This window comes from Verminephrobacter aporrectodeae subsp. tuberculatae At4 (genome assembly GCF_000193225.1).
GTDB lineage: Bacteria > Pseudomonadota > Gammaproteobacteria > Burkholderiales > Burkholderiaceae_C > Acidovorax > Acidovorax aporrectodeae.
The window spans coordinates 1-12,679 of sequence record NZ_AFAL01000078.1 but is presented as its reverse complement, the minus strand read 5'-3'; the positions used below and the strand labels follow the sequence as shown (position 1 = coordinate 12,679).

11 protein-coding genes are annotated in these 12,679 nt (G+C 65.8%); 5 read left to right on the top strand and 6 right to left on the bottom strand.

What is annotated here, in order from left to right; all coding sequences use genetic code 11:
* From VTU_RS25500 to VTU_RS0103355, 4 genes are all read left to right on the top strand, one after another.
* The coding region (locus VTU_RS25500; RefSeq protein ID WP_010100763.1) for an aldehyde dehydrogenase family protein at nucleotides 1–1,387 on the top strand (1,387 nt) is incomplete at its 5' end.
* A gap of 12 nt (nucleotides 1,388–1,399) precedes the next feature.
* Nucleotides 1,400–3,091 carry a choline dehydrogenase gene (betA, locus tag VTU_RS0103365; RefSeq protein WP_010100762.1) on the top strand — a complete coding sequence of 564 codons (1,692 nt, stop codon included), beginning with the start codon at nucleotides 1,400–1,402 and terminating at the stop codon, nucleotides 3,089–3,091.
* Between the two features lie 65 nt (nucleotides 3,092–3,156).
* A complete protein-coding gene (gene aat / locus VTU_RS0103360; RefSeq protein ID WP_010100760.1) occupies nucleotides 3,157–3,924 on the top strand; it encodes a leucyl/phenylalanyl-tRNA--protein transferase in 768 nt (255 codons plus the stop codon).
* On the top strand, nucleotides 3,921–4,676 hold the full coding sequence (locus tag VTU_RS0103355) for an arginyltransferase (protein ID WP_010100759.1): 756 nt from the start codon (nucleotides 3,921–3,923) through the stop codon (nucleotides 4,674–4,676). Before aat ends, VTU_RS0103355 begins: the two co-directional genes overlap by 4 nt.
* A 40-nt stretch (nucleotides 4,677–4,716) precedes the next feature.
* Here VTU_RS0103355 and VTU_RS0103350 read toward each other — a convergent pair whose 3' ends face one another.
* From VTU_RS0103350 to VTU_RS0103340, 3 genes are read right to left on the bottom strand one after another with little or no spacing between them, the layout of a single operon-like run.
* The gene (locus VTU_RS0103350) at nucleotides 4,717–5,661 is read right to left on the bottom strand and encodes a hypothetical protein (protein WP_010100758.1); all 945 of its coding nucleotides are present in this window, start codon (nucleotides 5,659–5,661) and stop codon (nucleotides 4,717–4,719) included.
* Nucleotides 5,658–6,494, bottom strand: coding sequence for a hypothetical protein (locus tag VTU_RS0103345; RefSeq protein ID WP_040891835.1), 837 nt, complete (start codon nucleotides 6,492–6,494; stop codon nucleotides 5,658–5,660). The genes VTU_RS0103350 and VTU_RS0103345 overlap by 4 nt, the downstream gene beginning before the upstream one ends.
* Nucleotides 6,491–7,387 (bottom strand): ATP-binding cassette domain-containing protein, encoded by an 897-nt coding sequence (locus VTU_RS0103340; protein ID WP_010100754.1) that lies wholly within the window; start codon nucleotides 7,385–7,387, stop codon nucleotides 6,491–6,493. Before VTU_RS0103340 ends, VTU_RS0103345 begins: the two co-directional genes overlap by 4 nt.
* 238 nt (nucleotides 7,388–7,625) lie before the next feature.
* On the opposite strand from VTU_RS0103340, the gene VTU_RS0103335 reads away from it, so the two are divergent.
* The gene (locus VTU_RS0103335; protein ID WP_010100752.1) at nucleotides 7,626–8,441 is read left to right on the top strand and encodes an IclR family transcriptional regulator; all 816 of its coding nucleotides are present in this window, start codon (nucleotides 7,626–7,628) and stop codon (nucleotides 8,439–8,441) included.
* A gap of 1 nt (nucleotide 8,442) precedes the next feature.
* Here VTU_RS0103335 and VTU_RS25495 read toward each other — a convergent pair whose 3' ends face one another.
* The 3 genes from VTU_RS25495 to pssA form a co-directional block, all read right to left on the bottom strand.
* Nucleotides 8,443–9,327 (bottom strand): serine hydrolase, encoded by an 885-nt coding sequence (locus VTU_RS25495; RefSeq protein WP_010100750.1) that lies wholly within the window; start codon nucleotides 9,325–9,327, stop codon nucleotides 8,443–8,445.
* Between the two features lie 318 nt (nucleotides 9,328–9,645).
* Nucleotides 9,646–11,184 (bottom strand): 2-isopropylmalate synthase, encoded by a 1,539-nt coding sequence (locus VTU_RS0103325; protein WP_010100749.1) that lies wholly within the window; start codon nucleotides 11,182–11,184, stop codon nucleotides 9,646–9,648.
* Nucleotides 11,185–11,394: 210 nt separating this feature from the next.
* On the bottom strand, nucleotides 11,395–12,231 hold the full coding sequence (gene pssA, locus VTU_RS0103320) for a CDP-diacylglycerol--serine O-phosphatidyltransferase (protein WP_010100748.1): 837 nt from the start codon (nucleotides 12,229–12,231) through the stop codon (nucleotides 11,395–11,397).
* Between the last annotated feature and the right edge of the window lie 448 nt (nucleotides 12,232–12,679).

Genomic DNA, 12,679 nt, shown 5'->3' with positions numbered 1-12,679 from the left:
GCTCGCGCAGGCCGCCGAGGCCAGCGTGGCCGATGCGCAGCGCGCCATCGCTGCGGCCCGGCGCGCGTTCGACGAGGGCCCGTGGCGCGACACCGGAGCACGCGAGCGCGCGCTGCTGCTGCAGCGCATCGCCGACGCCATAGCCGCCGACGCCGAGCCGCTAGCCCGGCTCGAATCGCTGAACACCGGAAAGACCATCAGCGAAAGCCGCAACGACATGGCCGACATCGTGGCCACGTTCCGCTATTTTTCGGCCCTGGTGGCCACGGAGTCGGGCCTTGCGAACGAGGCACCGGCGCACGTCATCAGCCGCACGCTGCGCGAGCCGGTGGGCGTGTGCGGCTTGATCACGCCGTGGAACTACCCGCTGTTGCAGGCCGCGTGGAAGATCGCGCCAGCGCTGGGCGCGGGCAACACGGTGGTGCTCAAGCCCAGCGAGCTCACACCCCTGAGTACGCACCGCTTGACCGGGCTGCTCGCAGGCATCGGCCTGCCAGCGGGGGTGTTCAACCTGCTCACCGGCCCCGGCGCAGTGGGCGCCGAGCTCGCGCGCCACCGGGACGTGGACCTGGTGTCGTTCACCGGCGGCGCGCTCGCCGGGGCCTCGGTGATGGGCGCGGCCAGCGGCAACTTCAAGAAGGTCGCGCTCGAGTTGGGCGGAAAAAACCCGAACATCGTCTTCGACGACGCCGACTTCGATACCGCAGTCGATTACGCGCTCAACGCCGCGTTCTTCCATGCCGGTCAGGTCTGCTCGGCGGGCTCGCGGCTGATGCTGCAGGACGGCGTCCACGACCGCTTCGTCGACGCGCTCGTCCCGCGCGTGCGCCGCATCCGCCTGGGCAACGGCCTTGCCGAGGGCACGCAGATGGGCCCGGTGCAATCGGCCATGCAGCGCCGCAAGGTGCTGTCCATGGTCGCCGCCGGCGTCAGCGAGGGCGCGCTGCTGCGCTGCGGCGGCAAGGCACCCGCAGGAGCAGCCTTTGAAAACGGCTTCTGGCTGGAGCCGACGGTGCTCACCCACGTGCATGCGGCGATGGCGCTTGCCACCGAAGAGATCTTCGGCCCGGTGCTGACCGTCGAGCGCTTTGCCACCGAGTCAGAGGCGGTGCGCCTGGCCAACGCCACGCCGTTCGGGCTGGCAGCGGCCGTGTGGACCCGCGACCTGGAGCGCGCCAACCGCGTCTCGCGGGCGCTGCGCTTTGGCACCGTATGGGCCAACGACTACCACCCGTACTTTCCCGAGGCGCCCTGGGGCGGCTACAAGGCCAGCGGCATAGGCCGCGAGCTGGGCCGTGGCGGCCTGGACGAATACACCGAACTCAAGCACAGCTACATCAACCTGGCGCCGCGCCCGTTGGGCTGGTTTGGCGCCCGGACCGACTGAAGCGGGCCCACCATGACGCCGCCTGCCGCGCAGGAAGAATACGACTACGTCATCGTCGGCGCCGGCTCCGCCGGCTGCGTGCTGGCCACCCGCCTGACCGAAGACCCCGGCGTGAGCGTGCTGCTGCTCGAAGCCGGCGGCCCCGACCACCGCTGGGATTTCCGCACGCAGATGCCGGCCGCGCTCGCCTATCCCCTGCGGACGCGCACCTACAACTGGGCCTACGCGAGCGCGCCCGAGCCGCACATGAACCAGCGCCGCATGGCGCAGGCGCGCGGCAAGGGGCTGGGCGGCTCGTCGCTGATCAACGGCATGTGCTTCATCCGCGGGAATGCGCTGGACTACGAGCACTGGGCCAGCGACTTCCAGCTGCCCGACTGGCGCTACGCCGACTGCCTGCCGTACTTTCGCAAGTCGGAGACCTACGACAAGGGCGCGAACGACTGGCATGGCGATTGCGGCCCGCTGTACGTCACCACGCCGCGCCAGGAGAACAACCCGCTGTTCCACGCCTTCGTCGAGGCCGGCGTGCAGGCCGGCCACGCACGCACCGACGACCTGAACGGCTATCGCCAGGAAGGCTTTGGCCCGATGGATCGCACCGTCACCGCCCAGGGCCGCCGCTGCAGCACCTCGCTGGCGTATCTGGACCAGGCGCGCCGCCGGGGCGCGCTGACGGTGCGGCCGCACGTGCTCGCGGACCGGGTTCTGTTCGAGGGCCTGCGCGCCGTCGGCGTCGCGGCTCTGATGCACGGCCGGCACCGCAGCTGGCGCGCGCGCCGCGAAGTGCTGGTGTGCAGCGGCGCGATCGCCTCGCCGCAATTGCTGCAACGCTCGGGCGTCGGCAACGCCGATGCGCTGCGCGCGCTGGGCATCGAGCCGGTCGCGCACCTGCCGGGCGTGGGCGAGAACCTGCAAGACCATCTGGAGCTGTACATCCAGTACGCGTGCCTGCGGCCGGTCTCGCTGTACCCGGCGCAGCTTTGGTACAACAAGCCGGGGATCGGCATCGCCTGGTACCTGAACGGCACCGGCCCGGGCGCGAGCAACCATTTCGAAGCCGGCGGCTTCATCCGCAGCGACGCGCGCTTTGCGTGGCCGAACCTCCAATACCACTTCCTGCCGCTGGCGGTGAACTACGACGGCAGCAACCCGGTGCGCATGCACGGCTTCCAGTGCCATGTGGGATCGATGCGCTCGCCGTCCACCGGCCACGTGCGGCTGACTTCACGCGACCCGCGCGACAAGCCGCGCATCCTGTTCAACTACATGGCGCACGCCGTGGACTGGCAGGAGTTTCGCGCCGGCGTGCGGCTCACGCGCGCGCTCGTCGCGCAGCGCGCGTTCGACGCCTACCGCGGGCACGAAATCGCGCCGGGCCCGGGCGTGCAGACCGACGCCGAAATCGACGCCTTCGTGCGCAGCCACGCCGAGACCGCGCTGCACCCGTCGTGCAGTTGCAGGATGGGAGCGGCCGACGACCCGATGGCCGTGGTCGATTCCGAAGGCCGCGTGCACGGGCTGCAGGGGCTGCGCGTGGTCGATGCGTCGATCATGCCGCGCATCATCACCGGCAACCTGAATGCACCGACGATCATGATCGCCGAGAAAATCGCCGACCGAATCCGCGGCCTGGCGCCGCTCGCGCGCTCGAATGCGCCGTTCTACGTGGCGGGTTGCCCCCCTGATCCGCCTCGCGCCTGAGCACCCGGTGCACCATGGCGCCGCGATCGAGCACCAAACGCACCGACTCCGGGAGAATCGCCTCCTTGCCCACCGCACCCACGCCCCCCCTGCCCTGGCTCAAACCCACGGACCCGCTGCCGCCCCCGGCCTGCGCCTGGGGCCCGGATGACCCCGCGCCGGGCCTGCTGGCCGCGGGCGGTGCGCTGGACGTGCCGAATCTTTGCTCCGCGTATGCGCAAGGCAGTTTCCCCTGGTACGGCCCCGATCAACCCATTCTGTGGTGGTCCCCCGACCCGCGCATGGTGCTCCCGGTGTCCGGGTTCCGGCTGCACCGCTCCTTGCGCAAGACGCTTCAGGCGTTCCGCAGCCGGGCAGACTGCGAGATCCGCGTGGACTGCGACTTTCGCGCAGTCATCACCGCGTGCGCCACCCGGCAGCGCACGGCGCAGAGCGGAACCTGGATCGTCCCCGAGATGCTCGAGGCCTACCACAGGCTGCACGCGGCAGGCCATGCGCACAGCGTGGAAACCTGGGTCGCCGGCAGGCTGGTCGGCGGCCTGTATTGCGTGGCGCTCGGCCACGCGGTGTTCGGCGAATCCATGTTTTCCTGCGCCACCGACGCGTCGAAGATCGCGCTCGCGGCGCTGGTGGGCCTGTGCCGGCACCACGAAATCGGGATCATCGATTGCCAGCAGCGCACGCAGCACCTGGCATCTCTGGGCGCGCGTGAAATATCCCGCGCCAGTTTCCTGATGCACGTCGAAGAAGCGCGCACCCGGCCCGCGCCGTCTTGGACGTTTGACCCCGTATACTGGGACACGCTGCTGCCTCCCACCGCACCCACGGCATGACGCAACTCAACGACCTTCCGCTGCAAACCCTGCAGTTCTACGCGACGGCCCCCTACCCCTGCAGCTACCTGCCGCACAGGCACGCGCGATCGCAGGTCGCCACGCCCAGCCATCTGGTGCAAAGCGATATTTATTCCGACCTCGTCGTCAAGGGGTTTCGCCGCAGCGGCATGTTTACCTACCGCCCGTACTGCGACGGTTGCCAAGCCTGCACGCCGCTGCGCGTGCTCGTCGACGCGTTCCAGGCCGATCGCAGCCAAAGGCGCGCGCTCGCGCGCCACGGCAGGCTCCAGGCAAGGGTTCTGCGCCTGGGCTTCGTTCCCGAGCATTACCAGTTGTACCTGCGCTATCAGAACGGGCGCCACGCCGGCGGCGGAATGGACCATGACAACATCGACCAGTACACGCAGTTCATGCTGCAGAGCCGGGTGAATTCACGCCTCGTCGAGTTCCGGGAAAGCAGCGCATCGGGCGCGCCGGGCGCGCTGAAAATGGTCTCCATCCTGGACCTGCTCGACGACGGCCTGTCGGCCGTCTACACCTTCTACGACCCCGAGCCACACTGCAGCTACGGCACCTACAGCGTCATGTGGCAGATCGCGCAAGCGCGTGCTCTGGGCCTGCCGCATCTGTATCTGGGCTACTGGATCGAAGCCAGCCAGAAAATGAACTACAAGGCGCGCTTTCGTCCGCACGAAATCCGCAGCAACGGGCAGTGGCAGCGCGTGCCTGCGGCCCCCGACTGCGTTTGATGACGCGCTGTGCGCCGACAGCCGCCACTACTCTGGCCTGTCAGTCGTAGTCGTCGCCTGTTTCGCTCTTGGTCCGCGGCCACGGCCGGTCGTCGGTGACCAATTCCAACGCCACGGCATCGCGCGCCGGAACCGTCAATGGCTGACAGGCGGCCAGATCCGCACGCTGGCCGGCACCCCGGCGGATGGCATCGAACAACGGTGCCACGCGGTCCACGGACAGACTCACCGGATCAGCCAAACGCAGATCCAGTTGCTTGAGTTCCCCGGTATGGGTCAGTTCGACCTTGCCGATCGCGGCGCTTACCCGTATCGACTGCATGCCATGGGCATCGATTTTCAGTGCGGACGTCTCCCGCATGAACTGCGCACAGTTGTCGGTTTCTTTGCCCTGCGTCTCCCGGGCCTGCTTTGCACAGGACTGTGGACATTGAGTAGAGCTCAGATCCAGATGGCCGACCCGGCCCTTGACCGTGACCAACGCCCCGGATACCTGCAACTGCTCCATGGCCGAGCGTGCCTCGACGCTCCCCCTTTCCAGGATCAGTTGCGTGAACCGCGTCGGCAATACGATCTCGATTCTGTCGTTCCTCAATACCTGCCAGCGAGCGCGCGCCGGATCGCTGGCTGCGGACCAGCGCAGCACCAGCGTGTCCTTTTCGCGGGTCGCCAGCAACCGGGATTGCACGGCGGCGGCTTGCGCCCCATCGCCGGGGAAGCGCAGATTCACCCGCACATCATCCTGCGCGCCGTCGAGCAACACCTTCGGCCTGTAGTAGTACGAATGATCGCTCGCATCTGCGACGCTCCCTTCCAGCCGCAGCCGCGTGACGCCGACCAGATCTCCAGCCCGCAGCAAATAGTTGTGCTCGCGCGGCGCCCCCTCGAAATACTCCCGTCCGCTGGCAGCCAGCAGCGCACAGAACAGCGCCACGATGCCCGCAAAGAGCCATGCGCCCCGGCGGCGGGGACCCCGGGCGATCACAGCAGTTCCCTTTCTTTGAGGTGCAGAAAAACCTGCAACCACAACAGGATCGGAAGGCCAATCCAGAGCAGGGAGTTGATGACATGCGTCAGTGGTTTCCCGGAGCCGCCGTGCAGCATCCACCAGGCAAAGATCACCTCGCCGCGCGCGCCCACGGCAATCCCCCAGATCGAAGAAAAAACCAGCAGGCCAAAAACCAGTACCTGGGTCTTGAGCATGGCAGCGCGCTGAAAGTAAAGCGCGCCTGAGACCGTCAAGGCCTGCAGGATCCACAAGCCGATCAGGAGCCCCCATTGCGGTTGCGCAGGCGAAATCTCTGAAACGCCGACAAAGGGCACAAACAGCGCATAGTCCTGCGGATCAAACTTTATCGTGGGATCCAGCGGCAAGACGGCCAGCACCAACTGCTGCACCGGCCAGGAGATGGCCAGAAACAGCAGGCTGTAGCACAGCGGGTAGACCAGCGCCACGAGCAGCAGGCAAAGCAGCCATTTCTCGCACAGCGATGCCGGAAGCATCAGCGCCTGCAGGGCCGATTCGCGGCGCGCCATGGCTTGGAAATAACGGCCCGCAAACACACAGCCCGTGGTGTACAGACCGCAAAAGTAGAGCCCGGACTGCAGCCCGATTGTGAACCCCTTGAAGTTGCTGCTCCACAGCACGAACACCAACAGAACGCAGTACAGGATTGCCGTCACCAGCATATGCGCCGCGTATTGCCGGCGCTGCTCGGTCCACCGCGCCCGTACCAGCAGCAACCAGCGTGGCCACGAGAAGATCTCGGACTTCGGGCACGGCCCCGACGCTCCGGATGAGGGCGCGGCCGTGCTCATGCCGACTCCTGCGCACGCGCCGGCTGGTGCTGCGGCGCCAACGCGGCGAGCATGCGCTCCCGCTCAAGGCTCAGCGCCTTGTACAGCAGTTCCAGTTGCACGCCGCCGCCACTGCCACTGCCACCGCTGTCGCCCCCATTTGCCGTGCGCCGCGCCACATACGCCCATTGTTGCCCCATGGGCTCCTGGTACAGCAACTGCGCCTGGTTCAAGGACTGCACGTCGGCGGCAACGCCCATTTGCAATTGCTGCTCCAGTTCGGCCATCTCTGCCGACAAGGCCAACTGCCCCCCGTCGATAAACCAGACATGGCTCAGGATGCTCTCCAGATCATGCGCCTGGTGGGTGCTGATGAGCACCGCCCGGTCGGCGTGCTCCGGGCGCTGCATGAGTTGGCGAAACCGGGCCCGCCCGACGATGTCCAGCCCGTTGGTGGGCTCGTCGAGCAACAGCAGCGGCGTGCCCGTGGCGAGCGCAAAGGCGATCGCGGCCTTCTTTTTTTGCCCCAGGCTCATGGATTCGAAGCGGCTGCCCGCAGGCACCTCCAGTTCGGCCAGGTATTCCTCGAAACGCTGCCCGGAAAACCGGGGGTAGAAAACGCCCTGCGTTGCCGCCAGCTGCGTCGGCGTCAGATTCGGCAGATGAAATTCCTCCGCAACGAAGTAGACGGACGCGAGCAGTTCGGCCGCGCGCTCACGGGGAACCCAGCCGAGCACCCGCAGCCTCCCACTCCAGGGCGTGAGCAGGCCGCAGATCAGTTTCAGCAGGCTCGACTTGCCGCTGCCATTGCGCCCAAAGATTCCGTAGATGCCCGGCTTGTCCACCCGGGCGGAAAAACCCTGGTAGAGCGCACTGCGGCCGTAGCCAAACTGCAAGTCGTGAATCTCGATCATGCCCCTTCCCCATGACCGCCTGCTGGCGGAGGCGGTCCGCACCTCCCACGCGAAGGCGTGCGGATTATCACACGCGCGTCCGCTGCGGCCCGTTTTGCGCGCCTGATTCCGCGCAGGTCGTTCAAAGCCAGCGTGCAAGAAGACACGTAATATTCGTGTCGCCCTTTATTCACAGGTTTCTGAGCCCCTCGCGCTAAGATGCAGCGGCGCTCGCCCGATTGCCTCGCATTCACCACCCATGAAAAAAATCGACCCCGGCACCCCGGTAAAACCCAGCGTTCAAGTGCTCGAGCGCATGTTTGCGCTGATCGACGTGCTGGCATCGCGCGAGGAAGCGATCCCGCTCAAGGAGGTCAGCGAGAAAACGGGCCTGCACCCGTCAACCGCGCACCGCATCCTGAACGACCTGACCCTGGGCCGCTTCGTGGACCGGCCCCAGTCGGGCACCTACCGCCTGGGCATGCGGCTGCTGGAACTGGGCAATCTCGTGAAAGCCCGTCTGAGCGTGCGCGAGGCGGCGCTCTCGCCGATGCGCAGCCTGCACCGGCTGATTCAGCAGCCCGTGAACCTGAGCCTGCGCCAGGGGGACGAGATCATCTACGTCGAGCGCGCGTACAGCGAGCGCTCCGGAATGCAGGTGGTGCGCGCCATTGGCGGCCGCGCGCCCCTGCACTTGACCTCCACGGGAAAGCTCTTTCTGGCGCTGGACGATCCCCACCGGGTCCGCGCATACGCAACCCGCACGGCGCTCGCAGGCCAAACACGCAACAGCATCACCCAGTTGCCGGTTCTGGAAAAGGAACTGGAAAAAGCCCGGCAGTCCGGCATTGCGCACGACAACGAGGAATTGGAACTGGGTGTGCGCTGCATGGCCGCAGGTGTCTACGACGACCAGGGCAAGTTGGTTGCGGGGCTGTCCATATCCGCCCCCGCCGACCGGCTGGACGAAGGCTGGCTACCCAAACTGCAGGCCACGGCGAACACGATATCCCTGGCGCTGGGCCATGCGTCTGGAGTGCAAGCCGCGGGCCAAAGAGGAAGCTCCCCCCCCTGATCTAGCCACGGCTGTTGCGCGCCGCCTGGAGCGGTGCTGCCGTCAGTCCCGGCATGGATTCGATCCAGTGGCGCACCCGCTCGGCGTCTCCCAGGCGGCTGATTTTGTCCGCCGAGTCCAGAAACACCATGATCAGCTTGCGCCCTGCAATCTGCGCCTGCATTACGAGACAGCGCCCGGCTTCGGAGATATAGCCCGTTTTTTGCAGCCCGATGTCCCAGCTGAGTTTCTTCACCAAGTCGTTGGTGTTGTTGTACTGAAGGGTCTTCTCGCCCAAGGCCACCTCATGGCCCAGCGAGGTGGAAAGCATGCGCAGCAACGGATCGCCATGCGCCACGTTCACCAGCACGGCAAGATCGCGGGCGCTCGACTGGTTCTGGCTCGACAGCCCCGTGGGGTCCACGTAGCGCGTGTCGGTCATCCCCAGCAGGCGGGCCTTGGCGTTCATCTGCCCCACGAAGGCCCTCAGCCCCCCCGGAAAGGTGCGACCCAGCGCATGCGCCGCCCGGTTCTCGCTGGACATGAGCGCCAGATGCAGCATTTCGCCGCGCGCCAGCGTGCTGCCTACCGTCAGGCGCGAACGGCTGCCTTTTTCGGTGTCCACGTCGTCCTGCGTGATCGCCAAGAGTTCGTCCATCGGCAGCCCGGCCTGGGAGACGAGCAGGCCCGTCATGAGCTTGGTCAGGGACGCGATGGGCAGCACCGCGTGGTCGTTTTTACTGAATAAAACCTCGTGCGTGTCCTGGTCCACGATGAGCGCCGCGCTGGACTTGAGGTCCAGCGGGTCATCGACCCTGTGCAGGCCCGCGATTTGCCCGAACGAGAGCTTGGGAGGAACGTAGACGGCCCGCGGCGCAGTCTTGACCGTTCGGGCCCTGCCGCGCAACGCCCCGGGGGGGGCGCGGCCTGCTTGCGCGCCGCAACGGTGCGCTTGGCATGGCTTGCGGAACTCAGCTGCTTTTTCTTGGCGGCGGTGCGTCCGCCCGCGTGTGCTGCGGACGCGATCAGGGCCATGCTCACGATTGCCAAGCCCAGAAGCTGGAAAAAACGATTCACTGCGGCGCGGGAGCGGTGGGGCATGGGGATGGTCTCAGGCAAATGGGCTGCCGCGCAGTATACAAAGATAAAAAAATAGCGCAATATCAACAGCTTGCGCTACTTTCCAAGAAAGTGAGCGAAATTGTAAGCCGTTCCTTCAGCCCCTTCAGCCCTGCGCCGCCACCCTGTCCACCTTGCTCTGCAACTTGTTCAGCGCACTCAGGTACGCCTTCGCCGAAGCGACCACGATGTCCGGGTCGGACCCCACGCCATTCACCACGCGGCCGCTGTTTTGCAGCCGCACGGTGACCTCGCCCTGGCTCTCGGTCGAGCCACTGATCGCGCTCACCGAATAGAGCACCATCTCGGCGCCGCTCCTGACATGCGCTTCGATGGCCTTGAGCGAGGCATCGACCGGCCCATTGCCCCGGGCCTCGCCCCGCACCTCGCGCCCATGCACCGTGAACACGATGCGCGCGCGCGGCTGCTCGCCCGTTTCGCTCTGCTGGAACAGCGAGACAAAACCGTATTGTTCCTTCTCGCAGCTCACGCTCTCGTCGCTGATCAGCGCAAGAATGTCCTCGTCGAAAATCTCGCTCTTGCGGTCCGCCAGTTCCTTGAAGCGCGTGAACGCCGCGTTCACCTCGGTCTCGCTGTCCAGGCTCACGCCCAGTTCCTGCAAGCGCTGCTTGAATGCGTTGCGGCCGCTGAGCTTGCCCAGAACGATCTTGTTGGTGCTCCAGCCCACGTCTTCCGCACGCATGATCTCGTAGGTATCGCGCGCCTTGAGCACACCGTCCTGGTGAATCCCGCTCGCATGGGCAAACGCATTCGCGCCCACCACGGCCTTGTTCGGCTGCACCACGAAGCCCGTGGTCTGGCTGACCATGCGGCTCGCGGCGACGATGTGCCGGGTGTCGATTCCCAGGTCCAGGCCAAAGTAGTCGCGGCGCGTCTTCACGGCCATCACCACTTCTTCGAGCGAGCAATTGCCCGCGCGCTCGCCCAGGCCGTTGATCGTGCATTCCACCTGGCGCGCGCCGCCAATCTGCACGCCTGCCAGCGAGTTCGCCACCGCCATTCCCAGGTCGTTGTGGCAGTGCACGGACCAGATCGCCTGGTCACTGTTCGGAATGCGCTCACGCAGCGTCTTGATGAAGTTGCCGTACAACTCGGGAACGGCGTAGCCGACCGTGTCGGGCACATTGATCGTCGTGGCACCTTCGGCGATCACCGCTTCGAGCACGCGGCACAGAAAGTCCGGGTCGCTGCGGTAGCCGTCCTCGGGGCTGAACTCGATGTCGCCCACGAGGTTGCGCGCGAAGCGCACGGACTGCCGGGACTGCTCGAGAACCTGCTCCGGCGTCATGCGCAGTTTCTTTTCCATGTGCAGCGCGGAGGTCGCAATGAAGATATGGATGCGCGCGCTGGCCGCGTCCGCAAGGGCTTGCGCGGCGCGCGAAATGTCGCGGTCGTTGGCGCGCGCGAGCGAGCAGATGGTCGATTCGCGGATCGCATTCGCAATCGCCTGGACGGCCTCGAAATCCCCGTTCGAGCTGACGGCAAAACCGGCCTCGATCACATCCACCTTCAGGCGTTCGAGCTGGCGTGCGATGCGCAGTTTTTCATCCTTGGTCATCGAAGCGCCGGGGGATTGCTCGCCGTCGCGCAAGGTGGTGTCGAAGATGATCAGTTTGTCCGCCATGTCGTTCTCCCGGTACTGGTGAAGGTTGACCCGCAACACGAAAGCAAAAAAGCAAAAAGCCCGTTGCGAGTGCATACGGGCTTTTGTGGAAAAAGTGCGCGCGCGCCTACTGTCTCCGCCCGTGGGGGGGTAGCCGTAGTGCCAGTGCAAGCGTGTTCATGCGCTGCAATGTAGCACAGGGCCACGCCGGGTAGATCAGCGCCGGCGCCATCATTTGTGCAGTCCCCGCTCGTCCGGCGCGTCGATCGACGTGCTGATCACGCTGCTGTGCTGGCCCTTGGCCTTGCGCCAGGCGTATACGCCGTAGCCGCTCAGCCCGTAGAGCACGAACACGCCGAACAGCACGATGGGGGGGTGAATGTTCACGACGGCAATGCCCAGCGCGATGAGCACGATCGCGGCAAAGGGCACGCTCTTTTTCATTTGCACGTCCTTGAAACTGTAGAACGGCACATTCGTCACCATGGTCAGACCCGCGTACAGCGTGAAGGCAAACAGGACCCAGCTGAGTTGCGACCAAGTCAGCCACGCCAGGCCCTGCCCTCGGCGCACGCCCAGTTCGGTCATGAGCCAAATAAAGCCGGCGACCAATGCGGCGGCAGCCGGCGACGGCAGCCCCTGGAAATAGCGCCTGTCAACCACGGCAGTATTCACGTTGAAGCGCGCCAGACGCAGCGCCGTACAGGCGCAATAGACGAAAGCGGCGATCCAGCCCCAGCGGCCCAGCCCCTGGAGCGACCATTCATAGGCAATCAGCGCCGGCGCCGCGCCAAAGGAGACCATGTCGGAGAGCGAATCCATCTGCTCGCCAAAAGCACTTTGCGTATTCGTCAGGCGGGCCACGCGCCCGTCGAGGCTGTCGAGCACCATGGCACAAAAGACGCCGACCGCCGCCATGTCGAAACGGCCGTTCATGGCCATCACGACGGAATAAAAGCCACCGAACAACGCCCCCAGCGTGAACAGGTTGGGCAGGATGTAGATGCCCTTGCGGCGCTTGCGCAGCACCACGCCGGGATTGTCCGTGGAGTCAGTCGCGTCATGCATTGGCGTTACCCGGGCCTGCGGCGCGCATGGAATGCAGGCAGCCATTGAGGAATTGATGGTGTTCGATATTCATCCGCAGAACAGGCAAACCGCCGCGTGCGCACAAGGCGAGGGTCGCAGTGTAGCGCCTCGATTCCCTCTGCCCGGCCCAAAAAGTCTGCCCGGCAAGGCCCCTTTCTCCGCAATCCCCTGCTGCGCCCGGGACGCGCCATGTGTTTCTCTGTGCAAAACACTCCCTTGTGGGCCGGTGCACGTTCTGGGAGAAACGGGGCCTGCGATGCGCGATCGGTGCATTGCCTGCACCGATGGAAATACGAGCCAAGAGGAAAACCCGAAATGACCCAGCCCATCGTGGGGGGCCTGATTGCCGCGGGTGTGCTGGTCGTTGCGGGCCTGGTCAACGCCGCATCCCTGGACACCCCGAAGTTTGACGACAACGCCATGGAGC

Bases quoted from the DNA above. Each gene is read 5' to 3' on its own strand.
- betA (WP_010100762.1), top strand. From the start codon at position 1,400: ATGACGCCGCCTGCCGCGCAGGAAGAATACGACTACGTCATCGTCGGC.
- VTU_RS0103355 (WP_010100759.1), top strand. From the start codon at position 3,921: ATGACGCAACTCAACGACCTTCCGCTGCAAACCCTGCAGTTCTACGCG.
- VTU_RS0103345 (WP_040891835.1), bottom strand. From the start codon at position 6,494: ATGAGCACGGCCGCGCCCTCATCCGGAGCGTCGGGGCCGTGCCCGAAG.
- VTU_RS0103340 (WP_010100754.1), bottom strand. From the start codon at position 7,387: ATGATCGAGATTCACGACTTGCAGTTTGGCTACGGCCGCAGTGCGCTC.
- VTU_RS0103335 (WP_010100752.1), top strand. From the start codon at position 7,626: ATGAAAAAAATCGACCCCGGCACCCCGGTAAAACCCAGCGTTCAAGTG.
- VTU_RS0103325 (WP_010100749.1), bottom strand. From the start codon at position 11,184: ATGGCGGACAAACTGATCATCTTCGACACCACCTTGCGCGACGGCGAG.
- pssA (WP_010100748.1), bottom strand. From the start codon at position 12,231: ATGCATGACGCGACTGACTCCACGGACAATCCCGGCGTGGTGCTGCGC.